Source organism: Streptomyces wedmorensis, from assembly GCF_000716445.1.
Taxonomy (GTDB): Bacteria; Actinomycetota; Actinomycetes; order Streptomycetales; family Streptomycetaceae; genus Streptomyces; species Streptomyces wedmorensis.
Genome location: NZ_JNWK01000013.1, coordinates 15416 through 40697 on the forward strand (window position 1 = coordinate 15416; position 25282 = coordinate 40697).

Consider the following 25282-nt stretch of genomic DNA (forward strand, 5'->3'; position numbering starts at 1 on the left):
GCATCATGCGCGCACGTACCCGACCCGCCCGCCGCGTCATCGTCGCCGGCAGCACCGCACTCGTCCTCGGCCTCCTCACTGCCGCTCCCGCGGCGCAGGCCACGTCCTTCGGCCCCCGCCACGCCGGCTCGCTCGTCCTGGTGGGTGGTGGGCTCAGGGACGACAACAGCCAGGTCTACGGCGAGATCATCAAGCGCGCCGGCGGCCCGAAGGCCCGCATCGGCGTCATCACGGCCGCCTCCGTGCCCGAGAGTCAGGACCCCGATGCCGCTGACCCGGACCGGTGCAGCAACTCCGCCTGCAACGGCGGCTACTACGCGAATCTCTTCAAGAAGCACGGCGCCGCCGACGCCCAGTGGGTCCCCATCGACCTCGACCACCTCGCGAACGCCGACTCCGACACCGTCGTCGCCCAGGTCAACGCCATGACCGGCTTCTTCTTCGGAGGCGGCGACCAGTACCGCTACGTCACCACCCTTCTGAACGGTGACAGGCACACCGACTCCAAGGTCCTCGCCGCCATCCGCGCCAAGCTCGCCGGAGGAGCCGTCGTCGCCGGATCCTCCGCAGGCGCACAGATCGCCTCCGGACCCGACATGGTCAGCGGCGGCGAGTCCTACGAGGCTCTCCGCGACGGCAGCAGCCCCGGCTACTTCGACGACGCGACCCGGCTCGGGTACATACCCAGGGGCGGCTTCGGCTTCCTGCGCTCCGGGCTCATCGACACCCACACAGGCGCCTACGGCCGTGAGGGACGTGCCCTGCGGCTGGCCAGTGACACCCGCCACGACCGGGTCTACGCCCTTGAGGAGAACACCGCCCTCGTCGTCGACAACCCCGGCAGCACCGACGAACGCCTGTCCGTCCTCGGCCCCAACGGCGTCGCCGTCCTGGACCTTCGCCGCGCGCACCCCCGCACCACCACGGCCGGCTGGTCTCTCAGCAACGCCCGCTACACCTACCTCACCCACGGAGACCGTTACACCGCCCGCACCGGGACCCCCCTGCCCGCGCCCGGCAAGAAGCCCGTGATCCCCGGCGACACCACCCCCGTTCCGGTCAACAGCGACGTCTTCTACTCGGCCGCCAACCCCGAAGGCAGGCCCTACGCGTTCCGGACCACCGCCCGCGAACTCGCCGCCCGCCTCCAGACCCGGGCCACGGCGACGACGTACGAGACCCAGCCCGGCTTCACCGTCACCTTCACCGAGCCGCGTGGCTTCACGGCCTGGTCCGACACCGCCGGCAGTCCGCAGACCCTGATCGGACTGCGTATCGACATCGCGCCCGAGTAGCCGCCGCCGCGCTCCGTGGGAACGGCCGTGCCGATCCCACGGAGCACTCCCCGCCGCGCGGCCCGGCGCGCCGGCGCACACGACCCCCGGGCTTTGAACGCCCAGACGTCACCCCGCATGAAACGGACGACATTCCGCATGGCTCAACGCCCGCTCGCCGACGACATCCGGCTGAAACTCGGCACTCTCAGCCCGGCGGAACGCCGAGTGGCCCGAGTGCTCCTTGCCGCCTACCCCTCCGCCGGCTTCGAGACCGTCTCCGCGATCGCCGAAAGAGCGGGCGTCAGCGCGCCCACCGTCCTCCGATTCGTCGGCCGCCTCGGCTTCACCGGCTTCCCCGACTTCCAGGGCGCCCTCCGCCGCGAGCTCGACGCACGTAACGCCTCGCCCATCTCGCTCTACGAGACCGCGGGAGAGCCCTCTTCCACGGACTCCACCGACGGATTGATCAGCCGTACCAGCGAGCTCCTGAGCGCTGCTCTCGTCAAGACCCTCGCCGAGGTACCACCCCACGACCTGCAGAGCGCCGTCGCGCTCCTGTCCGACAGGAAGCGCCGTATCACCCTGCTCGGCGGCCGCTTCACCCACCTGCTGGCCCAGTACCTGGGCCTGCACCTCATGCAGCTCCGCCGAGACGTCCGTTTCCTGCCCGACCGCGACGTCGAGCGAACGGCCGCCCTCGCCGCCCTGAGCCGAAGAGATGTCGTCGTCGTCTTCGACTACCGGCGCTACGAGGAGACCAACCTGGCTGTCGCCCGGCTGACGCAGGAGAGCGGCGGCAAGGTCATCGTCTTCACCGATACGTGGCTGTCGCCGGCCACCACCCACGCCGAGGTCGTCCTCTCCAGCCGGGTCGACAGCCCCTCTCCCTACGACAGCCTCGTTCCCACGCTTGCTGTCATCGAGGCGATCGTCGCCGGACTCGTCGGCACCCTCGGCACCGACGCTCACGAGCACATGAAGCACAGCGAAGACGTCGCCCGCCGGATCAACCTGGTCTGACGCAGGCGGCGTGTGAACCCGTACCTACCCACTGCCCCGCTCACCAGGAGAATCCGCATGTCAGCACGCCGATTGCCCCTCGCCCTTGTCCTGGCCACTGTGACGCTCGGCGCGTGTACCGACGGCGGAGCCCCACGAGACGAATCTCCCGCCAAGGCCGGCCCCGTCACGGTGATCCCCGGACTCACCGTCACGCCCGACCCCACTCTCCACGCGGAACTGCCCGCGGACATCCGCTCCTCCGGAGTCGTCCGGGTCGCGACCGATGTTCCCTACCCTCCCTTCGAGATGTTCGAGAGCGAGGGCAGCAAGCAGATCACCGGAATCGACTTCGACCTCGGCCAGGCTCTCGGAGCCCGACTTGGCGTCAGGTTCGACTTCCAGGCGCAGAAGTTCGACGGCATCCTGCCCGCCGTCGAGGCCGGCAAGTTCGACGCCGTGATGTCCGCCATGACCGACAAGAAGGCCAGGCAGCGGTCGGTCGATTTCGTGGACTACCTCAACGCCGGTCCCGGATGGCTGGTCAAGAAGGGGAACCCCGAGGGAATCACCGTCGTCACCGATGTCTGCGGGAAGGCAGTGGGGGTCCAGACGGGCATGAATCACCAGAAGCTGCTCGAACAGCGGCAGGACCTGTGCAAGTCCAAGAACCTTCCCCTGATCAAGATCCTCTCGTTCTCCAAGGACTCGGAAGCACAGCTCGCTCTGCGCAGCGGCAAGGTCGTGGCCGACTACCTCGACGAGGTCACCGCCGGTTACGTCGCCGCCAAGGCCGACGACGGGGCCGCTTTCTCCACCGTCACCGGACGAGCCGCGGTCGGCGAGTACAGTGCGTCGCCCATGGGAATCGGAGTGTCCAAGAACAGCCCGGGACTCAAGGAGGCCATCCAGGCCGCCCTCCAGTCCCTGATGGACGACGGCTCCTACGAGAAGATCCTGAGGAAGTACAACGTTCCCGGGATCGCCATACCCAAGGCCACCGTCAACGGCTCGCTGGACTGACTCCCCCGTACCGCCGTCGCCCTGGGGGCATCCGCTCGCGGTCACTGCCCCGTCGCCGCTGGTTCGTGCGGCACGTCGTCGGGAGGTATGTCTCCCGACGACGTGCCGCACGCCCCTCGACCAGGAGAGCGTTACCGGGGCGTGGCTTCTATACGCTGGTGGGGTGACCCATGGGCAGCAAGGCGGCGCCGAAGCGAGCGACATCAGAGCGGTCGACCTGCAGAGTTTCGCCGTCGCGCTGCGCCGGACCATCTCGGAGATCAGTCGCCTCGTCCACGGCTTCGCCGCCGCGCAGGGATTGCACCCCACCGATGTGCAGGCGCTCTCGCTCGTACTCGACCACCCGGATCCGCCCACGCCTGGTCTGTTGCGAGACCGTCTCGGCCTCACCTCGGGTGCGGTGACTGCCTGCCTCGACCGACTTGAGAAGGCCGGCCACATCTACCGCAGCAGGGACGACGTCGATCGCCGGGTCGTTCGCATCCACTACGCGGAAGGAGCCCGGGCGGCGGCGCGCTCGTACTTCATGCCGCTCGCGCAGGCGACCGAACGGGCACGCGGGCGGTTCACCGACGACGAACTCGCGGTGGTGTTGCGGTACCTCGGCGCTCTGAACGCCGAACTGGCCGAGCTTCGGGTCCCGAGGCGCTGACTCCCGGGGCGGCGTGAACCATCTTTTCGTGAATCGGGTGCATCCACGGAACGGCCCCGCACAGAAGCCCTACCGATCCAGAAGCTTCCGCCACTCGTGGGCAGTTGCAGGTACGGGTCATGGTTCAATCTATCTCAATCGTTGAGATTGTTTGTTGTCGAGAGATCCTTTCCGGGAGTTTTCATGTCCACACCCCTGCGGTGGGCCGGCCGACTGCTGCCGCTCCTCATGCTCGTCGTCTGGCTCGCCATCGGAGGAGGGCTGGGCCCCTACGCGGGCAAACTCGGAGAGGTCGCCACAAACGATCAAGCGGCCTTCCTTCCTCGCAGCGCCGAATCCACCCAGGTCCTGCTGGAGCAGGAAGCCTTCCGTCAGGAAGAGACCCTGCCCGCCCTGATCGTCTGGACAGCCCCGGGAGGTGGGCGACTGGACCCCGCGGTGCAAGCGGCGGCGACGCAATCGCTCGCATCGCTGAAGGGCGCGCCAGGGGTGATCGGCGTACCTTCTCCGGCGCTGCCGTCCACGGACGGCGAAGCCCTGCGGGGGGTCGTCCAACTCCGACCCGACCTGGGCGACGAACTTCCGGCGACGATCGAGAAGATCGATGCCACGGCGTCCGCCGTTCCGAACACGGAGGCATGGCTCGGCGGACCTGCCGCCACGCAGGCCGACCTCACCGACGCCTTCGCCGGCATCGACGGCCTTCTGCTGGCGGTCGCCCTGGTGACAGTCCTGGTGATCCTGCTCCTCGTCTATCGAAGTGTCCTGCTCCCGCTGATGATCATCATCGGAGCCGTGTTCGCTCTCGGACTGGCCTGCGCCGTCGTCTACTTCCTGGCCGACCATGACATCGTGCGCGTGGACGGCCAGGTGCAGGGCATCCTGTCCATCCTCGTCATCGGGGCCGCCACCGACTACGCGCTGCTGCTGGCCGCCCGCTACCGAGAGGAGCTCGGAGCTCGGGACGGGGACCGCATGCCCGCCATGCGGGCCGCGCTGCGGCAGTCCATCGGGCCGATCACGGCCAGCGCGGCCACCGTCGCACTCGGTCTTCTCGCGCTCCTCTTCAGCGACCTGACCAACAACCGCGCACTGGGGCCGGTCGGAGCGATCGGCATCGTGTGTGCCGTGTTGAGCGCTGTGACGTTCCTTCCCGCGGTCCTGGTTCTGCTCGGCCGTGCCGCCTACTGGCCCGCACGCCCCAAGGCGACACCCGCCGACGACGCGCACCCGATCTGGCGCAGGATCGCCGCCCTCGTCGACCGGGCACCCCGCAAGGTATGGGGAGGATCCCTCGCCGCCCTCCTGGTCTGCGCCGCCTTCTCTTTCACCCTCGACTCCAAGGGCGTGCCGCTCGACGAGATCTTCGTCAAGGACGCCCCGTCCGTCGCGGCCCAGGAGCGACTTGGCGAACACTTCCCCGGTGGTGCCGGTAATCCTGCCGTCGTCATCGCTGACGCAGGCGCCGCAGAGAAGATCCGATCGACCGCGGAGGGGGTCGAAGGAGTCGACTCCGCCACCGTCTTCACAGCCCCCGGGGCTTCCGGAACGACCAAGCCGCTCGTCGCGGACGGGCGTGTGCGTATCGACGTCACCCTCGCGGATGCCGCGGACACCGATGCGGCGAAGGGCACGATCGCCGACCTCCGATCGGCCCTCCATGCCCTACCGGACGCCGACGCCCTGGTCGGCGGGTACACCGCACAGCAGTACGACACTCAGGTCACCGCAGAACGGGACCGCAAGCTCATCGTTCCCGTGGTGCTCGCGATCATTCTGGTGATTCTCTTCGGCCTGCTGCGCTCGATCCTGCTTCCCCTGCTCCTGGTGGCGACGGTCGCGCTCAACTTCGCCGCCACCCTCGGGGTGTCCTCTCTCGTGTTCGAGCATGTCTTCGGATTCACCGGAACAGACTCGGCCGTGCCCTTGTACGGCTTCGTCTTCCTGGTGGCACTCGGCGTTGACTACAACATCTTCCTCATGTCCCGCGTCCGCGAGGAGACCGTCCAGCACGGTACGCGGGAGGGAATGCGGCGGGGCTTGATCGCCACCGGCGGTGTCATCACCTCGGCCGGTGTCGTCCTGGCCGCCACCTTCGCGGCCCTGGGCGTCATCCCGCTTGCCTTCCTGGTGCAGATCGCGTTCATCGTCGCCTTCGGCGTCCTTCTCGACACCCTGGTCGTCCGGTCGCTGCTTGTCCCCGCCTTGGTGCGTGACATCGGCCCCGCAGTGTGGTGGCCGGGCGCACTCCGGCACCGCCCTTGACGGCCGGCACGCGCGCCCGGCACTTACCTGCCTCCCCTCGCACCGCCCCCTTGGTTCTCGAGTCCGTGAACGAAGGGGGCGTTGTGGTCCGTGCCGCTCCATGCGCGCGTGCGTGGCCCGGCACGCGGGGTTCGACCCCATGTACTCCGTGCGACCCACCAAGACGGAGAATTCTCCGCACAGAACCTCCCGGAACGCGCGGGAACTCAACTCCAGGCGAGCGGGCTGCGCCGCCATCGCAGAGGCACGCCTCGCCGTCCCTGGTGGCTACTCACCGACTTCACCTCTCGCCCTCTCGCGACGGTCTCCCGACGAGTGGAGAGCGGCAGGGGAGCCTCCCCCGATCCGTGTGTCGTTCGCCGGCGGGATTCCCCTGCGTACCCAGCGCCGCACCGTCCGCGCGGTGAGAGCCCTCGCCAGACCCGACAGGGCCACCGATGCCCTGCGTCGTCTGCCGACGACGGCCCTTCGGTGAACAACGGCCTAGCCCTCCGCCTCGATCACGTCCAGGATGTCCCGGTACAGCACGAAGGCCGTGCGGATGCAAGGCGAGGACGTGGGATCGAGCAGCGCGATTCCGGGTTCCGCCTCTCGGCAGACGCGACGTGTGACGTCCGCGGCAGCTCTCATGGCGGACGTGATGCGCGAGTCCCGGCTCCCGGTCAGACGGCTCCACCGCAGGCGGTCCCGGTCCACGCCGTAGGCAGCGAGCAGGTCGGACGGCAGGTAGACCCTTCCGCGGTCCAGGTCCTCTCCGACGTCCCTGAGGAAGTTGGTCAGCTGGAAGGCGATGCCCAGGGCGGCCGCATGGGGTTCGGCTTCCTCTTGGGGCAGACGGTCCCCAGGACGGGGACCGTCTGCAGCCCGATGACGGCTGCCGAACCGTACATGTACGTGCTCAGCTCGTCGTGCGTCGCGTACGAGCGCACCGAAAGATCGCTGCGCATCGAGGCCAGGAAGGCGCTGAAGCTGTCTGGCGGAATGTCATAGCGGGCGCGGGTGTACGCCGCGGCCGCCACTGCCGGTTCACTGACCGCTTCCCCGCGGAGCGCCCTGCCCACTGTGCTTCGAGGTCGTCCAGGGCCGTCGACCGCTGAGCTTGCGAGGAGCGTCCGTCCATGTCGTCGTCGGCGTACCGGGCGAAGCCGTACAACGCGTGCACGGTGCTCCGCCGTTCCACGGAGAGGGGACGGGTGGCGAGAAAGTACGTCCTGCCGTGGCGCGCGTTGAGTCGTCGGCATCGGGTGTACGCGGCGCGAAGGAACAGATCGGTCACTCCTGCGGCGTCGAGCTCCCGGGCGGTCAACGTGAGGGCCTTCCGGCGCGAGGGGCGGTGGACAACGGAGGCGTCCGCTTGCCCCGCAGGCGGCTGCCCGCGCGCCGGACCTGCTGCCCTGCGATCCGCTGGGCAGCCCGCTTCCCCGGGATCAGCACAGGCGGAACACCTACACCCGGAGTGGTCCCGCATCCGGCGAGGACGACGTTCTCGGTGCCACGTACGAGGTTGCGAGGTCGGAACGGGCCGGTCTGGGCGAACGTGTGGGACACCGAGAAAGGTGTGCGCGCGCTGTGCCCCTGAGCCGTCCAGTGCGCGGGGTCACCAGGCACTCCTCGTCGATGGACCGATCCAGCCCGTGCAGGCCCCTGCGCTCCAGCTCGGCGAACAGCGAGTCGCGGTACCTCGGCCCGAGCTCGCTCCAGTGAGCGGTACTGGGGCGATGTCCGTGTTCGGGCAAGGAGGAGGACGTGGTGGAGGTGCTTGCCGGGTGGCGCCGGCATGGCGTCCGTCGCGGTCGGGCGGGTGATGAGGAACGACGGATCGCTCATGAGCGTTCCCGTACGCGTGAGCTCACGGAAGGTCGTCGACCAGCCTTCGCCGAAGGAGAGTGTGTGGTGACTGGGCACCGGCCACGTGCGGTCGATGCCCACGTGCAGGACCACCGCACTGAGGAAGTGCTGCAGCCCGGCAGGGCGACGGGGTTCGCGCCCGAGGAGTCGGTAGGTCACGGGAAGATCAGGGGTGAGTCATGGACCGCGGGCTGTGGAGCCGGACCCGTCACCCCGACTACTTCGGCGACTTCCTCGTCTGGTGGGGCCTCTACCTGACGGCCGCCGCAACCTGGCAGACCGCGGTTCTTTCGCTCGTCTCCCCGCTCGTCATGAGTGCCCTGCTCATCTGGGGCAGTGGCAAGCGCCTCCTCGAAGCCCACATGGCGGACCGCCCCGGACACGCCGCCTACCGGGCCCGCACCAGCGGGTTCTTCCCCCGTCCGCCACGTGGGCGGACGGACGCGCCGGCCCCCAGCCGGTACTGACCGGAAGAACGCCCTACGAGCAATCGCGAGTGCGCCCCGGGTCAGATCAGCCCCGTGCGCTTTGCCACGCTTTCAGACATCTTCATCCTCTCGTGTCCCTCGTCGCCGATCCGGTCCAGGACCGCGGCGACCAAGGACTCCACGAGAGCCAGGGCAGGCGTAAGGCTGTCGTACGGAGAGTCGGACGTCACCTGAGTGGTGAGGACGACGTCCGCGTGGGCCGCGGCCGGCGACAGCCACGGGTCGGTGAAGACGATGACTTTCCCACCACGTTCGCGGGCCAGTTCGGCCATGACGGTCTTGTCGGGTTCGTAGCGCCGGTAGTCGAACACCACGGTGACGTCGCGGCGCGCGAGCTGCGTGAGGAAGGAAGCCCGTTCCACATCCCTGTCGGGCAGGAAATGCACCTGGTCACGAAACTGCGTGAGATGCAGACCCAGGTACTGGGCCAGAAGGTGAGTGAACCTGCCGCCGGCAACGTGTACGCGGCGGCGGGGATCGCTCAACAGATTCACCGCGTCGTAGAACTCGTGTGGAGCGATCTCGTCGAACGTCTGCGACACGGCCTGCCGCACGAGCGACAGAGCTGCCCCGAGCCGGGCATCGGATGTTCCCTCGGGCCGTGCCGACGCGCTGTGCTCCGATGATCCGGAGTTCTCGTACAGGGTGATGGGTGAGGCCGTGCGCGCGTCGAGTTCGGAGCGCAGCGCCGCCTGCAGGTCGGGGAAGCCCTTGAAGCCCAGACGGGAAGCACAGCGCAGGACCGTGGGAGCGGATACCGATGCTCGCTCTGCGATCGTGGCGACCGTCTCGAAGACCGTCGCCGGATAGCCGGCCAGCAAGACCCGCGCGACCTTGCGTTCGGCCGGACTCAGATCTCCCAGTCGCCTGCGAATCTCGTCGGCCAGCGTATGGCTCATCGGCTTTCCTCCCTGGTGTGGTCTGATCGCGGCGATCTGCCGCTGCCACCAGCCGCGACCAGGCCATGCTCACTTCTCAGCCAAATGTACCGTGTGTTACGTGTGGGACGCCGGGGCCTGCTCGGTGTACGTGGGGACTGCTTGTGCTGGGCACGGGGGCCCTGCGTTCCGGGTCCGCCCGCGTCCGCACGAGGCGGTGCCTGCGCCGGGGCGGGTCGAGCGTCTGGCTGCTGGGCCCATGGGCTCGGAACGGCTTCCCCTCTGTGTCTTCAGCCTCCGAAAGGTCGCCCCCATGCCTCGTGAAGCCCGCGATGTCTGCGTAGCCGCCGACGCGCTGCTCCAGGGGCTCGGCGACGGTCGTGGAGCCGGAGCTGCTGATGCACACAGCGTGGTGGAAGCCAGGGCGAGTTCGAGGGTCGCCTCGGAGGCGCGTAGTCCGGTGGCACCGATCTCTGTTCGCGGGATGTCGGTGCGGCCGGGGAGGCCGTGGCGGGTGCCGGTGTCGCGGATGAGGGGGCGACCCTCGTGGCGAAGGTGGTGGCGTAGGTCGAGGCCGGTCAGGAGTTTTTGGGCGAAGCCGAGTTCGTGGTCGGCGAGAGCGGGGTTGGTGAAGGCGAGGGCGAAGGCGCACTGCGCTTGGGAGGTGATGCGTTCGTCGGCGACGCCGTGCTGTTCGGCCTCGGTGCGGGCGGTCTCGTAAGGGGGGACGGTGCGTTGCATGTCGCTGTGGGGTCACCGGATGTCGCCGTCGACGTGATGCTGCCGTTGCAGCAGTTTGACTGCGGCTACAGCAAGCTTTCGGGCGGTGATTCGTGGTTCGGCGGTAGGCAGGATGAGATGGCTGATCGTCATACGGACGATGACGTCCGCTGTCATCTCAAGAGTCTCCGTGTGCTGCTCCGGGTACCGTGTGCCCAACCACTCCTGCACCAGGCTTCGGCCCGCGTCGAAGATTGGGTCCGCCCGGGCGGTGAGGTAGGGGAGCAGGCTGTCGGAGCCGTGGCGGGCGGCTGCGATGACAGCCCGTATGACGGGCTGGTTGTCGGCTTCTTCGAGCACGTACAGGATGGCAGCCTCGAGACAGGCCTGAGACTCGGGCAGGCCGGGATAGAACGCGTCGGCTACCCCGGCGAGGAACTGCCGGGTCTCACGGACCACCAGTGCGCGTCCCAGATCGGCTCTACTGCCGAACTCCTTGTAGACGGAGGGGCGGGAGACCTGGGCGCGTGCCGCGACGGCCGAAAGGCTGACCTGGTCCCACCCGGCTTCGCAGGTCAGGTCGTGCGCGGCATCGAGGACGCTTGCCCTCATCCGCTTGCGCCAGGCGATGCGTGGGGGATCGGGTGATTCTGCACCTGCGAGGTAGTTCGTTCTGCGTCGTTGTTCGTCTGCCATGACACACGTCTGTCCGCGGGTTGAGCCGCCGGATCGCGAGGAGGCCCGCGAGCATGCGGCCGGATGAGCATGCGGTGGTGCCGGCCCCTTGATACGGGGGATGGGGCCGACACCACGCCAGGGAGTCCGGGGGAACCGGACTGTCAGGAACGCTTGCGACGGGCGACCAAGACGAGACCGCCACCGAGGGCGAGAACGGCCGCTGCCATGCCGAGGGGGACCAGGGGATCGGAGCCGCCGGTCTGTGCAAGCGGACCGTTCTCGCCGTCCGCGTCAAGGCTGGAACCGCCGTCACCCTTACTGGCACTCAGCCCTTCCGCGCTGGGCGAGGCGGTGGTTCCGCTTGTGCCGGGCGAGGTCCCTGTGCCGGTCTCGCCGGGCTGCTCTTCCCCGGGCTGGGCCTCATCCTGCCGACCGTTGGAGCCGGAATCGTCGAGGTCGGAATCGGAAGCCCCCTGCGTCATGTCACCGGTGCCGAATCCGTAGGCGCCACGGTCAGGCGCGCCGCCGGCCCGGCGGGTGCCGGTGGTGACGGCGGTGAACGGAGTGCCCGAACCGACGGCTGGGGAGCTGTCACGCAGCCGGAAGGCTGTGTCCGCCGTGGTGCCGGCGTCGACGAACTTCGGGTCGGCGACAATGTCGTGCGGACCCTTGACCTCAGGAGCTTTGCCGCCGAAGTAGACGTTGTAGTCGTAGGTCACGTCCACGTTGCGGGACTTGCTGTTCGTCGCCTGGCCGGGCCGGCCGTACGCGATGTTGTTGAGCAGCCGGACGTCGGTGCTGTCGTGGGCGTAGATGTTGGCGTAGCTCTTCATGCGCGTGCTTCGGCCGTTCAGGTACGCCGTGTTGTGGACGATGTCGACGTGCTGGCTCTTGTAGGCGTGGATTCCCGAGCCGCCGTTGTCGTAGGAGAGGTTGCCGGCGACCAGGACGCGTCCTCCGTAGGCGGGGTGGTCCGCGTCGCCCTTGAGCGTGTCGATGATGATGCCGTTGCCGTCGGAGTAGCAGCGGCACTTCTCCCACTTGATCTTGGTCTCGTTGTCGTGGACGCGGTTGCCGGTGATGCGGATCTTGTACGTCCTGGCGTCGGAGCTCCCCACATCGCGCGGAGTGAGGACGGAGATGCCACTGGTGGCATAGACCGTGTACCACGAGTTGGAGTACACGTGGTTCGCGGAGATGGTCACGTGGTCGGATTCGATCGCCGAGATGCCGCCGCCTGCGCACGCGTGCACCTTGTTGCCGGTCACCTCGATGTGGTGCGACGCGGCACCCGTGGATCTGTCTCGTTCGATCGAGATGCAGTTGGTGTTGTAGGTGGGGTCGCCCTTCTTCGATCCGCGTTCGGCCCCGGCCAGGTTCAGGGCGGCGTTGTTGCCCCTGATCTCCAGATTCTTGATGGAGATGTAGGACGCGCCGTAGACGCTGATGCCGTTCCACGCCTGCACCGGGTGGATCACCGGCTGGTGACCGGGGTGCGCGGTGAAGGTGATCGGTGCGCCGGGGCGGCCCGAGCGCTTGATGGTCAGCACATTGGATCCTGCGGAGCGCTCCGAGTACGTGCCGTTCATGATCGAGACGGTGTCGCCCGGGCCGGCGCTGTCGGCGGCCTTCTGGAGGGTGCGGAAGGGCGCCCCGGTCGAGGTTCCCGGATTGTTGTCGCTGCCTTCGGGGCTCACGAAGTAGGTGCGGTTCGCGGCGTGGGCTGTACCGGCTCCCACGGTGACGATGCCGAGTGGGGCGGACGACGCGAGCAGTGCTGCGGTCACGGCGAAGGTGCGCGTGCGTTTCATTGGTGCCTGGTCTCCGAAGTCATCCGGACTGAAGCGGGCCGTGTCTCCCTCGGTCGAGACCGTGCACAGGAAGGAGTGTGCCGGGAAGGACAGGGCAAGGGCGTCACGCCATGTCAGAGCGCTGCCCCGGGCGGTGCGCGACCCATGGCTGCGCTCCGAAGTCCGCTGTGGGGGTGGGGTGTTGCGTGAACGACAGTTACAGAAGTGGAAAATGAGCGCAACCCTGTACCACCTGTAAACATTCTGACGTTCAGTCAGTTCGGTTGGGCGGTGTCGACTGCCGGCAGGGGCCATGTCGAAGAACCTCTGCACGGGGGTTGCGAGTTGGCATGCTGGTATATCAGCATGCCGCCATGCCACAGATCGACTATCCAGTGAACAGCGCCGAAGCCCTGCCTCCCGGATCACTGCCGCCGCTGCGCCAGGCCGTCTCCCGAACCGACCGGGTGCGGGAGGCGCTACGGCAGGCGATCCTCGAAGGTGCGCTTCAGCCCGGAAAGGCCCTGGTCGAGCGGGAACTCGCGGAGGTGTACGGGGTGTCCAAGACACCGGTGCGCGAGGCCCTGAAGCAGCTCCACTCCACCGGCCTGGTGGAGATCAACGCCTACCAGGGAGTCAGCGTCCGCCGCCCCGACAACCGTCTGGTGCAAGAGCTGTACGCCGCCCGCTGTGCAGCGGAACCCGAGGCCGTGCGCCTGGGCGCGGTCCGTCTCGGTGCGACCGCCCACGCGGCCGCCCGCCGGGCGCTCCAGGACGCGACCACGCTGATCGGCTCGGGCGAGACGCGTGGTCTGGGCATCGCCAACCGGCGTTTCCACCGCGAGCTCTACAGCGCCTGCGGCAACAGCTTCCTCTGCGGCTTCCTGGACCAGCTCCAGGACCTCACGGCCTTCGTGGCCGGCCTCGGCTGGCGGCTGCGTGCCACCTGGGAGGAAGAGGCCGCCGAACACGCGGCGATCCTGGAGGCGATGGAGCAGGGCGACGGTCCGCTCGTGGAACGGTTGACCCGCGCGCACATCGAGAAGGCCAAGCAGACCATCTCCCGCGCGCTCGGCGACGGCCTCGGCGACGGCCTCGGCGACGGCCGATGAACGTCGAGCTGTTCGCCCACCCGCTCTCCTTCCGCCGGCAGCCGCAAGCCCAGGCGGACCGACTGGCCGCCCATGGCGTCGACGGTGTGTGCCTGGCGTTCAGTTATCACGGTGGGCGGTGGCTGCTGACGACCAGCGACCCGTGTGCCGTGGCCGACTTCCGGGCCGGGCAGTGGTTCCGCGACGAAGCCGTCCCCGCCAACGGGAACGACCTCGCCCTGCCGGTTCTCGGTGACGACGCGACAACCGCCACGACCGCCTTGCTGCGGGCCGGCCTCGGCGTGACCGCCTGGCTCGTCGGGCTCCACCAGTCCGGCCCCGCTACCCGCCGTCCCGAATCGGCGCTGCGTAATGCCTTCGGCCACCACTACCGGCACGCACTGTGCCCGGCAAGGCCCGAGGTCCGCGCCTATGCCACCGACCTCGTCGCCCGAACCGCCCGTCGGCCCGGTGTCACCGGCCTCGAACTCGAAGCCTTCGGCTACCTCGGCTGGCAGCACCAGAGCGCCCATGACAAACTCGGCGCGGCCCTGCGTCCGGTGGACCGCTGGCTGCTCTCACTGTGCTTCTGCTCCGCCTGCACGGAACGCTTCACCGACGCGGGCATCGGCGTGCCCGCCCTGGCCGAAACCGTCCGCGCGACGCTGCTCGCCCAACTCGCCGAGCCGCGCGAAGCCGGCGACCTCGATGCCGACGCACGCACCGCCCTGGGCTCCGACCTGCACGACACCGTCCTCGCCGTGCGCTCGCGAACCACCGTGGCCCTCGTGCGGGACGCCGTCGCCGCAGCCGACGGGCTGCCCGTCTCCCTACGCACCACCAGTGACCCGTATGCCTGTGACGGCAAGTCCGCCGCCGACACGAGCGCCCTCGCCGCAGCAGCGGGCGCCCTCACCGTCACCGACCTGTCGGGGAATCATGACGCGCTGCGCCGCGAACTCGCCGCAGCAGCCCGGACCGGCGCACAGGTGACCGTGGGATGGAACCTGGCCGTAGGCCGGACCACCGGCGAGCAGCAACTCACGGATGTCGCCCAGGACGCGTACGCGGCCGGAGCCCGCTCCCTGGCCCTGTACGCCTACGACCTGGCCCCAGCACAGCGCCTCGCGTGGCTGAGTGGCCTCTCCCGCCTCACCGGCTGTCCTGACACGGCCAAGCCCGCACCCTCGCCCCCTATGCCGGAGCCGGTGAGATGACCGGATACCTCGTACGCAGACTCTTCCAACTGATTCCGGTCGCCCTCGTCGTCTCCCTGGTGCTCTTCATGCTCCTGCGGCTGATGCCGGGCGACCCCACCCTCGCCATCCTCGGCCAGGAGGCCACCGAGCAGGACCGAGCGGTACTCCGAGAGGACCTCGGCCTCGATGCACCGCTGTGGCAGCAGTTCACCCAGTGGCTCGGCGATCTGGTCCGCGGCGACCTGGGCAGCTCATGGCTCACCGACGAGAAGGTGGGCACGGTCATCTCCGACCGGTTCGCCGCCACGGTCGAGCTCGGAGTCATCGCGTTGGTCTTCGCCGTCCTCGTCGGGATCCCCGCGGGCATCCTCGCCGCCGTCCGCCGTCGCACCCGCACGGACACCGCGCTGAACTCCGTCGGTCTGCTCGCCCTGTCCGCCCCTCACTTCTACCTCGCCGCACTGCTCATCCTCGTCTTCGCCCTGTGGCTCAAGGTCCTCCCGCCCTCGGGATACGTTCCCTTCACCGAGGACCCCGTCGAGAACCTGCGACGCATGGTCCTCCCAGCCGTCACGATCGGCTCCACCATCGCCGCGGTCACCATGCGCCAGACCCGCGCTGCTCTCCTCGCCGCGTTCAACGAGGACTACATCCGCACAGCCGAGGCATCAGGTCTCTCACGCGGCCGGATCGTGGGCGTCTACGCCCTGCGGAACGCCATCGTGCCGGTCGTGACCGTGATCGCTCTCCAGATCGGGGCGCTGATGAGTGCCACCGTCGTCACCGAGACCGTCTTCACCGTCCCCGGCATGGGCACCTTGATCGTCAACGGCATCTTCAGCCGGGATCTCCCCGTCGTCCAGGGCGCCGTGCTGATGGTCGTGGTCCTCGTCCTCCTGGTGAACCTTCTGGCCGACCTGGTCTACGCCTGGCTCGACCCGCGCATCACGTACTGACTCGGCCCTCGCCCACAGAGTCACCCGATCCGCGCCTCCCCGCGCGCCGATCAGCACGTCCCGCACCGCACGTCCCGCACGCACCTCCTGGAGCGCTGATGGCCATAGACCTCGCGCCGAAAGTCTCCCGCAGACCGGTTCTGGACCGGCTGCGCCGTGACCGCCGCGCCCACATCGCCGTACCCCTGCTGTTCCTCCTGCTCGTGGCCGCCGCCGCCGCACCCTTCATGTCGGACTCGGTCGGCGCCACGGACACCGGCCGGCTTCTGACCGGCCCCAGCTCCCGGCATCTGCTCGGCACCGACGAGATCGGGCGGGACGTCCTGGCCCGGATCGTCGCCGGCGCCGTGGTCACCGTAGGGGTGGCCACCATCACCGTGGGCGCCGCCCTGATCGCCGGCACGGTGCTCGGTCTGATCGCCGGATACCGCGGCGGCTGGGTGGACACCCTCGTCATGCGCGTCTCCGACGGACTGCTCGCCTTTCCCCTCCTCGTCCTCGCCCTCACCGTGGTCGCGGCCCTCGGCCCCGGGCTGCGCAACGCCCTGATCGCGATCGCCGTCGTCACCACCCCGCGTTTCGCCCGTGTGGTCCGGGGCGAGGTGCTCTCCCTGCGCACCCGCGAATGGGTGTCCGCCGCACGTATCGTGGGCGTCACACGGACCACGATCATGCGCCGCCACCTGCTGCCCCACCTCGCCGGCACCCTGCTGGTCTTCGCCGCCCTCCAGGTGTCCACCGCGATCATGGCCGAGGCCGCGCTGAGCTTCCTGGGGCTGAGCGTCCAGCCCCCGCAACCGAGTTGGGGCGCGATCGTCGCCAGTGGCACCGACCACCTGAGCGCGAGCTGGTCGCTCAGCGTCTTCCCCGGGCTCGCGATCCTCCTCACCGTCGCCGCGTTCAACCTGCTCGCCGACGCCCTGCGCGACGCACTGGACGCCCACCGCCCGGACCTCGCACCCGCGCGCTGAGCCGTCTCCCGGCCCTTCACCCCGTTCCCCCCCCGTACAGAGGAAGTACTTCGTCATGCCCAACTCCACGCCGCCCCGGATACCACGTCGCACCGTCCTGGCCGGTGCCGCAGCCACCGCGGCCCTCGCCACCCTGGCCGGATGCGGCTCCTCGGACTCCTCCGACGGAGCCTCCGGGGGAACGCTCACCGCCGGCTTCGACAACGAGCCCGTCACCCTCGACCCGGCGCTGAGCTCCGCCATCTCCTCCGACCGCAACGTCCTGAACCTGTTCTTCGACACCCTGCTGCGTCAGCGCCGCGACGGAACCTTCGAGCCGGCCCTCGCCACCCAATGGACCGACACGGGCACCGAGATCACCTTCGAGCTCCGCCAGGGTGTGAAGTTCCACGACGGAACCCCCTTCGACGCCGATGCGGTCGTCCTCAACCTGAAGCGGATATCCGATCCCGCGACCCGCTCCACCAAGAAGGCCGCACTGGCCTCCATCCGCGAAGTGAAGGCAACCGGCCCGCGGACCGTCACGGTCACCCTGAAGGCGGCCGATCCGCTGCTGCTCACCCAGCTCGCCCACGAGCCCGGAATGATCGCCTCGCCCACCGCGCTCGCCAAGGGGACCGAGGGGTTCGGCCGCAGGCCGGTGGGAACCGGACCCTTCACCCTCCGCCAGTGGAGGACCAAGGTCCAGCTGACCGCCGAGCGCAACAAGACGTACTGGGCCAAGACCGAGGAAGGCGACGCGCTTCCGCTCCTCGACAAGGTGGTCCTGCGCTTCGTCACCGAGGCCAAGGTACTGCGCGCCGAACTGTCCACCGGAGGGGTGCAGCTGGTGCGCGCCCTGCCCCCGGAGGAGTACAAGCAGCTGGCCGACGCCCCACGGATCACCATCAAGGACGAGGGCGTGCGCCGCAACTACTACGCCTCGCTCAACGTCACCAAGGGACCCTTCCGCGACCCGCAGGTACGCGCGGCCTTCGCGATGGCCGTCGAGCGCAGGTCCGTCGGCAAGGCCGCCGCCGGCGGCGACTTCGACATCGCCCCCTCCTTCGCCACCTCCGACGACTGGTTCTACGACGACGCCCTCGCCCCCCTGCCGTACGACCCCGAGAAGGCCCGTGCCACCCTGGACAAGGCGGGACTGCGCGGAAAGATACCCATCACCCTCGTCGCCCGCCGTCGCGCCCCCGACCCCACCGTCGCGGAGCTGCTCCAGAGCCAGCTCACCGCGGTGGGATTCGCCCCCAAGGTGGAGATCCTCGAATTCCAGACCCAGCTGGAGCGCATGCGGAAGCAGGACTTCGACGCGGCGATCCTCGTCGTCGACATCCCCCGTCTGGACCCCTCCCTCACCTTCGACCCGTACTTCGCCAGTGACGGCCCGAGCAACTGGTCGGGCCTGAAGGACTCCACCCTCGACGCCCTGCTCGACAAGGGGCTGAGCACGGACGACCGTGCCGTGCGCAAGCGGGCGTACGTCGACGTGCAGCGCCGCATCCTGGAGAACAACTACTGGGTCTTCCTGCACCAGGCCAAGTCGCCGCTGATCCAGAGCAGCAACCTCAAGGGCGTCGGTCTCGACGTCGACGGTCAGTGGCGCCTCGAGCGTGCCCGGCTCGGCTCCTGAGGGGCCTGCGATGACCCTCCTCGACATCAGCCGGCTCGGCGTCACCTTCCACACCGATTCCGACGAGCCGCCCGTGCGCGCTGTGGACGAGGTCAACCTGCACCTCGACACCGGTGAGACCCTCGCCATCGTGGGCGAGTCCGGTTCGGGCAAGACCGTCACCGCCCTGAGCCTGCTCGGCCTCAACCCGCCCCCACCCCTGTGCGAGACCACCGGGTCGATCCTGCTGGACGGCACCGACCTGCGAGGCCTGGACCGGCGCTTCTGGCGGGAGGTACGCGGCAAACGGGTCGCCATGGTCTTCCAGGACCCCGGCACCGCCCTCAACCCGCTGCTGACCATCGGCACACAGATCATGGACGCCGTCCGCGCGCACGAACGCATGAGCCGCGAGCAGGCGCGCAAACGGGCGGTCGAGGCGCTGACGCAGGCCCGCATGCCCGAGCCCGAGAAGCGCCTGACCCAGTACGTCCACGAACTGTCCGGAGGCATGCGCCAGCGCGCCGCCATCGCCCTGGCGATCGCCGCCCGCCCACGACTCCTCATCGCCGACGAACCCACCACCGCCCTCGACGCCGCCGTCCAGGCCGAGATCATGACCATGCTCCGCTCGCTGTGCGACGACCTCGGCATGGGCCTGATCCTCATCACCCACGACCTCGGCGTGGTCGCCGAACAGACCGACCGGATCGCGGTCATGTACGCCGGGCGGATCGTCGAGAGCGGACCCACCGCCCAGGTCCTGGCCGATCCGCGCATGCCCTACACCCAGGCACTCCTGGCAGCGACCCCGCGTCTGGACGCACCCGCCCGCACCCGCCTCGCCTCCATCGAGGGCCGGCCACCCCGGCTCAGCGATCGCCCCCCGGGCTGCTCCTTCGCAGCACGCTGCCCGGTTCGCACGGACGGCTGCGAAAGTGTCGTGCCCCCGCTGCTCACCGTCGGCGAAAACCATGCGGCGGCATGCCTGTTCGCCGACGCACCACGCGAACGGCCCCTGCCGCTGCCCGTGACGACCGACGACCTGCCCCAGGACGCCGAACAGGAGGGCGGCACGCCGCTCGTCGAGTTCGACGCCACCGACCTGCGCTATCCGGTCCGCACCGGAGCGCTGCGCCGTATCACCGGGCACGTCGACGCCGTCCAGCAGGTGAGCCTGAAGGTCGAGCCGGGACGGACGCTCGCTCTTGTGGGGGAGTCCGGCTCGGGCAAGACCAGCCTGACCAAGATGCTGCTGAGGCTGGAGACCCCCTCCGGGGGGACCGTCCGCTACGACGGCATCGACGTCCGACGGCCGTCCGCGTCGGAGCTGCGGCGGCTCCAGCGGGAGATCCAGGTCGTCTTCCAGAACCCGTACGCCAGCCTCGATCCCCGTATGACGGTCCGCGAGATCCTCGCCGAGCCGATGCGGGTCCACGGACTGGACACCGCGGAACCCGAGCTCGTACGCCTCCTCCAGGATGTCGGCCTCGACGCGTACGCGCTGGACCGCTTCCCCTCCGCCTTCTCCGGCGGACAGCGCCAGCGCATCGCGATCGCCCGGGCGCTGTCCCTGCAGCCGCGACTGATCGTCTGCGACGAGGCCGTCAGCGCCCTGGACGTCTCCGTCCAGGCCCAGATCCTCAACCTGCTCGCCGACCTCCAGGCCGCCCACGGCATGGCCTACCTCTTCATCACCCACGACCTCGCCGTCGTCAGATCGGTCGCCCACCGCATCGCCGTCATGCGGCAGGGCCGGATCGTCGAGGAAGGCCCGGCGGACCGGATCTACGAGACCCCCTCCCACCCGTACACCCGCGAACTGCTCTCGATGGCTCCGGGGCGCACCGCGCCCCGCCTCGCCGGCGCGGAGAGCACTGCCGGCACCGACAAGGAACGGAGCATCACATGGCCAAAGTGACCCGAGTCCGCCTGACCTCGATCAACACGCCGCGGCACAACAGCATCACCTGCGGACACATCCTGGTCGAACTCCTCACCGACGACGACGCACTGACGGGCATCGGTGAGATGTCCGACCTCCAGCACCTCCCGCGCTACCACCTCGACGTACCGGACCTGGAAGCCACCCTCAACGAGATCCTCGTGGGCCTCGACGCACTCCAGATCACCGAGATGGAACGCCGCCTGGAAGCGAACTTCCCACAGGCCGGATACATCTACGACAAGAGCCGCGCCATCAAGTGCGGGGTCGACATCGCCTTCTGGGACCTGGCCGCGAAACAGCTCGGTGTCCGGGTGTGCGACCTGCTCGGCGGCGCGGTCCGCGAGTCCGTGCCCATCGCGTATCCGATCTTCCGCCAGCAGCACGAGGAGGACGTCGAACGCAATCTCGCCATGGTGGGACAGCGTCTGGAGGAGGGCTTCACCTTCTTCCGCGTGTATGTCGGACGCCGCCTCGACCTGGACGAGCGATTCCTGCGCACCGCCCGCGAACGCTTCGGCGACCGCATCACCATCAAGTCCCTGGACTTCTCCAACCTCCTCGACGCCAAGGCGGCCTGCGCCTTCGCCGAGCGGGTGGCCGACGTCGGCTACGACCTCGTCGAGTCGCCCGCCCCGCACCACGACATCCGCGGTCTGGTCCGGGCCCGCGACCGGCTCGCCGTCCCGATCAGCGAGCACGTCTACGGCTTCCGGTGGGCGCTCGACCTCGTCGCCGCGGACGCGGTGGACGTGTTCAACGTCAGCGTCATCGCCATCGGCGGGATCACACCGGCCCGCCGGATCTTCGCGATAGCCGACGCCGCCGGCAAGGCGTGCCTGGTCGGTACCACGCAGGAGCTGTCCATCGGCACGGCGGCCGCCGCCCACATCGCGATGGCGATGTCGGCCGTCACCGTCCCGAGCGACCCGGTCGGACCGCTCCTCTACACACGGGACGTCGTCACCGACCCCGTCCGTTACACCGGCGGCCTGCTGTCCGTGCCGCAGGGCCCCGGCCTCGGCATGACTCTCGACCCGCAGCGGGTGTCGGCTTCCGCCGGACCGCTGAGCTGGGCGGCCACCAGCGCCGCCGCTGTCGTCGACCGGCAGGTGGCCGCCACGTGAGCGACGCACCGCAGCCGGCGAGTGACGCCCGTGCCGAAGGCCGCTTCACCGGCCGGGTCGCGCTGGTCACCGGCGGCGCACGCAACATCGGTCTGGCCATCGCATGGAGGCTTGCCCAGGAAGGCGCGGCGGTGGCCCTCAACGGCCCCGACCCGACCGAGACCGAAGCCGCGGCCGCAGCCATGCGCGACAGGGGCATGTCCGCGGTGGCCTGCCCCGGCGACGTATCCGACGCCCGTCAGGTCGACGCCTGCCTCAACCGTACGGTCGATGTCCTCGGCGGACTCGACCTGCTGGTCAACAACGCGGCCGCCCCCATGCTGGGTCGTGGTCCGCTGCTCGACATCGACGTCGCCGACTGGGACCGCAGTTTCGCCGTCAACGCGCGCGGGGTGTTCCTGTGCACGGTGGCAGCCGCCCGGGTGATGCCGGCCGGCTCCTCGATCGTGAACATCTCCTCGGTCGGGGCCACCCGCGCCCACCGGGCCGCCGTCGCCTACGACGCCAGCAAGGGCGCCGTCGACGCGGCGACCCGTGCGATGGCCCTGGAGCTCGCGCCCCGAGGGATCCGCGTCAACGCGGTCGCCCCCGGCCCTGTCATCAACGACCGCTTCGCCCTCCTCGATCCGGCCCAGCGGCAGACCCGCGCGCAGCCGGTCCCACTGGGCCGGGTCGGCGACGGATCCGATGTCGCCGGGGCGGTCGCGTTCCTCGCCTCGGCGGACGCGTCCTTCATCACCGGACAGGTGCTGAACGTCGACGGGGGACTGAGCGCGCAGTTGAGGCCGCCGGGTGCCGACCCCGCTCTCGACCGTCCCGTCCCCTGACCGGCCCCACCACCCTCCCGGCCCGTACTCGCCAGCCGTTCTGCCGCACCGAAGGAAGCTCGACATGACCCAGACCCCCCGGCAGCCCCTCGACCCCGATGATCTGGCCGCCCTGGGCGAGGCAAGCACCGCCACCATCACCACCCAACTCTTCAAGCACGGCCTGCGCAACACCTTCCTGGCGGGCCTGACCTGTGTCACGCCCGACGCCAGGCGCATGGTCGGCGAGGCTTTCACCCTGCGCTACATCCCGGCCCGCGAGGACATCGACACCCTTGAGGTCTACGACGACTACGACCACCCGCAGCGCCTGGCGGTCGAGCAGGCCGGCCCCGGCCAGGTTCTCGTCGTGGACTGCCGCGGCCAGGGACGCGCCGCCGCCGCGGGCAACATCCTGCTGACCCGCATGGCGGTCAACGGCGCCGCGGGCGTGGTCACCGACGGCACCCTGCGCGACATCGAGGAGATCAGCCGCCTGCCCCTGCCCGTCTTCGCCACCGGGGCGGCCGCCATGACCAACCTCGCCCAGCACCACGCGGTCGACCTGCAAGTACCCATCGGGTGCGCCGGTGTCGCCGTCTACCCCGGGGACGTCATGGTCGGCGACACCGACGGTGTGGTCTGTGTACCCCGCCACCTCGTTCCGGTCATCGCCAGGGCGGCCCGCGAACAGGAACTGCAGGAGGCGTTCATCGTCGCCCGCGTCGCAGGCGGCGCCCCCTTGCGCGGCACCTACCCCCCGGACGAGGCGACCCGCCGCGCCTACGACGAGTCGCGCGGCGCGCTGCCGGCGACCGACTGACCCCCCGTCCGCCCGGCGACCCCCTGACCGCGCCGGCGGCCCAGTCTCCGGAGCGCCGGAACCGGCGCGCCGGCAGCACGGCTCACATCCCGTTCACCGATCGATTCGCCCTCCCCCGCAGAAGGCAGGAATCATGGTCAACCCCGCCCCATCCGGCTCTGTACGTTCCCGTACGGGAAGGACTGTCCCGCTCCTCCTCTCCGGCGCTCTGGTCGGCTCCCTGTTCTCCGTCGCCTCGGCAGGCCCGGCCGCCGCGGCAAACCTCTCCAGCACCTTCGACACCGTCGCCCCCGGCTCTCCCGCTCCCGGCTGGACGACCAGCGGCGACGTCACCGTGCAGGACGTGACCGGCACCGTCGACCGCAGCCTTCGCCTGCGAGACGCCTCCACGACCGCCAACACCACCGCCACCGCCACGTTCGGAACCACGACATCGACCGTCGTCGCCGGATTCCGGCTGCGAGCCGCCCAGCCCACCGCCACGGTCGGCGTACACCTCGACGGCTCGGGCGGCCACAGCGTCACGGTGGCCATGAGCCCCACCGGCCGTCTCTACACCTACGACGGCGCCACCCAGGTCGATCTCGGCGCCTATGTCCCCAACCGCTGGTACGACATCCGTCTCGTCGCCCGGCCCGGCACCGCCAGTGCCGACCTCCACATCGACGGCGAGCGCCGTGCCGCCGGGCTGGACTTCCGCACCTCCACCACCGATCTGGGCAGCCTGCAGGCCGGGGTATCCGTAGGCGACACCGGCACCGCTTACCTCGACGACGTCCGTACCACCGTCGAGGCGTCACCGACGGGCTGGCCGCACCTCGGCACGATCGCGCCCCGCACGGCCGCGCAGGTGGGTGCCTCCAAACTGCTCGTCGGAGCGGAGACCCTCGACCGCGACTACACGAACTACCAGGCGTACGCCCCCTACCTGGGGCGGCTGGGGGCGACCGGGGTCCGTCTGCAGGGCGGCTGGGCCAAGACCGAGAAGACGAAGGGGGTCTACGACTGGACATGGCTCGACCGCATCGTCGACGACGCCACGGCTCGCGGCGTCAGGCCCTGGCTCCAACTCTCCTACGGCAACGGCATCTACACGGGCGGCGGGGGCGCCGGCCTCGGCGGGCAGATCCCGACGTCCACCGAGGCCCTGGCCGCCTGGGACGCCTGGGTGACCGCCATGGTCAAGCGGTACGAGAACAGGGTCACCGAGTGGGAGATCTGGAACGAGCCCAACCTCGCCGGCATCCCGGCAGCCACGTACGCCGACTTCTTCGCCCGCACCGCGGCCCGCGTCCGCGCCGAACAGCCCGACTCCGTCATCTACGGGCCGGGCGAGGCCGGCATCGACGTCCCGTACACCAACGACTTCCTCGTCCGGCTCTCCGGACAGGGCAACAGCCACCTGCTCGACGGCATCAGCTACCACCCCTACAACCCCAACCCCGACGACGTCTGGACCTATCAGCAGGTCGACAGGATCCGAGCCCTGATCGACCAGTACGCCCCCGGAGCCGTACTGAGGCAGGGCGAGAACGGTGCCCCCAGCGCGCCCAACAGCTTCGGCGCGCTCGGCGACCTCGACTGGACCGAACTGAGCCAGACCAAGTGGTTCCTGCGCCGCCTGACACACGACCTCGGCCAGGGCATCAGCACCAGCGCCTTCAGCGTCTCCGACCTCCACTACCCCTCGAAGATCAACAGCAAGGGCCTGCTCCAGACCAACAGCGACAAGTCGATCCGCTACGCCAAGCCGTCCTACTACGCGGTCCAGACCCTCGCCTCCGTCGTCGACAGCACGGTGACGGCGCTGCCGGCCTACGCGTTCACCACCGACTCCGCCACCACCCTGACCGTCCAGGGCTTCGCCAAGCTCGACACCGGACGTCAGATCGTCGGCGTCTGGAACGGCACCACCACGCCGGGCGACAGCACCACCCGCACCCCGGTCCGTCTGACCCTCCCCGACGGCGACTTCACCGACCCCGTCTACGTCGACGTACGGACCGGCGCCGTCTTCGACATCCCCGCCGCCGACTGGACGGTATCGGGGAGCACCCACACCTTCCGCAACGTGCCGGTGTACGACTCGCCCGTCCTCATCGCCGACCGCTCCGCGATCAGGCTCTAGAACCGCCGGGCCCCG

General features: G+C 69.5%; 19 protein-coding genes and 3 pseudogenes. 16 read left to right on the top strand and 6 right to left on the bottom strand.

What is annotated here, in order from left to right:
* Nucleotides 1–5 precede the first annotated feature (5 nt).
* From OO54_RS13100 to OO54_RS13120, 5 genes are all read left to right on the top strand, one after another.
* Nucleotides 6–1295, top strand: coding sequence for a cyanophycinase (locus tag OO54_RS13100; RefSeq protein ID WP_033203026.1), 1290 nt, complete (start codon nucleotides 6–8; stop codon nucleotides 1293–1295).
* A 138-nt stretch (nucleotides 1296–1433) separates the two neighbouring features.
* Nucleotides 1434–2297, top strand: coding sequence for a MurR/RpiR family transcriptional regulator (locus tag OO54_RS13105; RefSeq protein ID WP_033203027.1), 864 nt, complete (start codon nucleotides 1434–1436; stop codon nucleotides 2295–2297).
* A gap of 57 nt (nucleotides 2298–2354) precedes the next feature.
* Nucleotides 2355–3299 carry an ABC transporter substrate-binding protein gene (locus OO54_RS13110; protein ID WP_033203028.1) on the top strand — a complete coding sequence of 315 codons (945 nt, stop codon included), beginning with the start codon at nucleotides 2355–2357 and terminating at the stop codon, nucleotides 3297–3299.
* Nucleotides 3300–3462: 163 nt separating this feature from the next.
* Nucleotides 3463–3951, top strand: a complete 489-nt coding sequence (locus OO54_RS13115; protein ID WP_033203029.1) for a MarR family winged helix-turn-helix transcriptional regulator — start codon at nucleotides 3463–3465, stop codon at nucleotides 3949–3951.
* A 183-nt stretch (nucleotides 3952–4134) separates the two neighbouring features.
* Nucleotides 4135–6216 (top strand): MMPL family transporter, encoded by a 2082-nt coding sequence (locus tag OO54_RS13120; RefSeq protein WP_033203030.1) that lies wholly within the window; start codon nucleotides 4135–4137, stop codon nucleotides 6214–6216.
* 483 nt (nucleotides 6217–6699) lie between these two features.
* Here the strand turns inward: OO54_RS13120 and OO54_RS48755 are convergent, their stop codons facing one another.
* The 3 genes and pseudogenes from OO54_RS48755 to OO54_RS43520 form a co-directional block, all read right to left on the bottom strand.
* A complete protein-coding gene (locus tag OO54_RS48755) occupies nucleotides 6700–7050 on the bottom strand; it encodes a phytoene/squalene synthase family protein (protein WP_425348018.1) in 351 nt (116 codons plus the stop codon).
* Nucleotides 6993–7492, bottom strand: a pseudogene (locus tag OO54_RS48760) (phytoene/squalene synthase family protein). The gene OO54_RS48755 and the pseudogene OO54_RS48760 overlap by 58 nt, the downstream one beginning before the upstream one ends.
* Before the next feature lie 26 nt (nucleotides 7493–7518).
* Nucleotides 7519–8241 (bottom strand): annotated as a pseudogene (locus OO54_RS43520) (phytoene desaturase family protein); the annotation flags it as partial.
* Here OO54_RS43520 and OO54_RS41510 point away from each other — a divergent pair.
* Nucleotides 8241–8531, top strand: a pseudogene (locus OO54_RS41510) (DUF1295 domain-containing protein); the annotation flags it as partial. The pseudogenes OO54_RS43520 and OO54_RS41510 sit on opposite strands and share 1 nt — an antisense overlap.
* Before the next feature lie 41 nt (nucleotides 8532–8572).
* On the opposite strand, the gene OO54_RS13135 reads toward OO54_RS41510, so the two are convergent.
* The 3 genes from OO54_RS13135 to OO54_RS13145 all read right to left on the bottom strand — a co-directional run bounded on the left by OO54_RS13135 (nucleotide 8573) and on the right by OO54_RS13145 (nucleotide 12933).
* Entirely contained in the window at nucleotides 8573–9451 is an 879-nt protein-coding gene (locus tag OO54_RS13135; RefSeq protein ID WP_033203031.1) for a MurR/RpiR family transcriptional regulator, read from the bottom strand.
* A gap of 732 nt (nucleotides 9452–10183) precedes the next feature.
* The gene (locus OO54_RS13140) at nucleotides 10184–10846 is read right to left on the bottom strand and encodes a TetR/AcrR family transcriptional regulator (protein ID WP_078905176.1); all 663 of its coding nucleotides are present in this window, start codon (nucleotides 10844–10846) and stop codon (nucleotides 10184–10186) included.
* Between the two features lie 143 nt (nucleotides 10847–10989).
* Nucleotides 10990–12933, bottom strand: coding sequence for a right-handed parallel beta-helix repeat-containing protein (locus OO54_RS13145; RefSeq protein ID WP_157856470.1), 1944 nt, complete (start codon nucleotides 12931–12933; stop codon nucleotides 10990–10992).
* 59 nt (nucleotides 12934–12992) lie between these two features.
* On the opposite strand from OO54_RS13145, the gene OO54_RS13150 reads away from it, so the two are divergent.
* The 10 genes from OO54_RS13150 to OO54_RS13195 all read left to right on the top strand — a co-directional run bounded on the left by OO54_RS13150 (nucleotide 12993) and on the right by OO54_RS13195 (nucleotide 25267).
* Entirely contained in the window at nucleotides 12993–13730 is a 738-nt protein-coding gene (locus OO54_RS13150) for a GntR family transcriptional regulator (RefSeq protein ID WP_078905179.1), read from the top strand.
* Nucleotides 13727–14926 carry a hypothetical protein gene (locus OO54_RS13155; RefSeq protein ID WP_033203032.1) on the top strand — a complete coding sequence of 400 codons (1200 nt, stop codon included), beginning with the start codon at nucleotides 13727–13729 and terminating at the stop codon, nucleotides 14924–14926. The genes OO54_RS13150 and OO54_RS13155 overlap by 4 nt, the downstream gene beginning before the upstream one ends.
* Nucleotides 14923–15864: an ABC transporter permease gene (locus OO54_RS13160; RefSeq protein WP_033203033.1), complete on the top strand. Its 942-nt coding sequence runs from the start codon at nucleotides 14923–14925 to the stop codon at nucleotides 15862–15864. The genes OO54_RS13155 and OO54_RS13160 overlap by 4 nt, the downstream gene beginning before the upstream one ends.
* Before the next feature lie 98 nt (nucleotides 15865–15962).
* Nucleotides 15963–16835 carry an ABC transporter permease gene (locus tag OO54_RS13165; protein WP_033203034.1) on the top strand — a complete coding sequence of 291 codons (873 nt, stop codon included), beginning with the start codon at nucleotides 15963–15965 and terminating at the stop codon, nucleotides 16833–16835.
* Nucleotides 16836–16890: 55 nt separating this feature from the next.
* Complete coding sequence (locus OO54_RS13170) at nucleotides 16891–18459, top strand: ABC transporter substrate-binding protein (RefSeq protein WP_033203035.1); 1569 nt, start codon at nucleotides 16891–16893, stop codon at nucleotides 18457–18459.
* 10 nt (nucleotides 18460–18469) lie between these two features.
* Nucleotides 18470–20359, top strand: coding sequence for a dipeptide ABC transporter ATP-binding protein (locus tag OO54_RS13175; protein WP_063738274.1), 1890 nt, complete (start codon nucleotides 18470–18472; stop codon nucleotides 20357–20359).
* Nucleotides 20347–21510: a mandelate racemase/muconate lactonizing enzyme family protein gene (locus tag OO54_RS13180; protein ID WP_063738275.1), complete on the top strand. Its 1164-nt coding sequence runs from the start codon at nucleotides 20347–20349 to the stop codon at nucleotides 21508–21510. Before OO54_RS13175 ends, OO54_RS13180 begins: the two co-directional genes overlap by 13 nt.
* Nucleotides 21507–22337: an SDR family NAD(P)-dependent oxidoreductase gene (locus OO54_RS13185; RefSeq protein ID WP_051786911.1), complete on the top strand. Its 831-nt coding sequence runs from the start codon at nucleotides 21507–21509 to the stop codon at nucleotides 22335–22337. The genes OO54_RS13180 and OO54_RS13185 overlap by 4 nt, the downstream gene beginning before the upstream one ends.
* Nucleotides 22338–22401: 64 nt before the next feature.
* Entirely contained in the window at nucleotides 22402–23139 is a 738-nt protein-coding gene (locus OO54_RS13190; protein ID WP_033203036.1) for a ribonuclease activity regulator RraA, read from the top strand.
* A gap of 133 nt (nucleotides 23140–23272) precedes the next feature.
* Nucleotides 23273–25267 (top strand): GH39 family glycosyl hydrolase, encoded by a 1995-nt coding sequence (locus tag OO54_RS13195; RefSeq protein WP_051786912.1) that lies wholly within the window; start codon nucleotides 23273–23275, stop codon nucleotides 25265–25267.
* Nucleotides 25268–25282 lie beyond the last annotated feature (15 nt).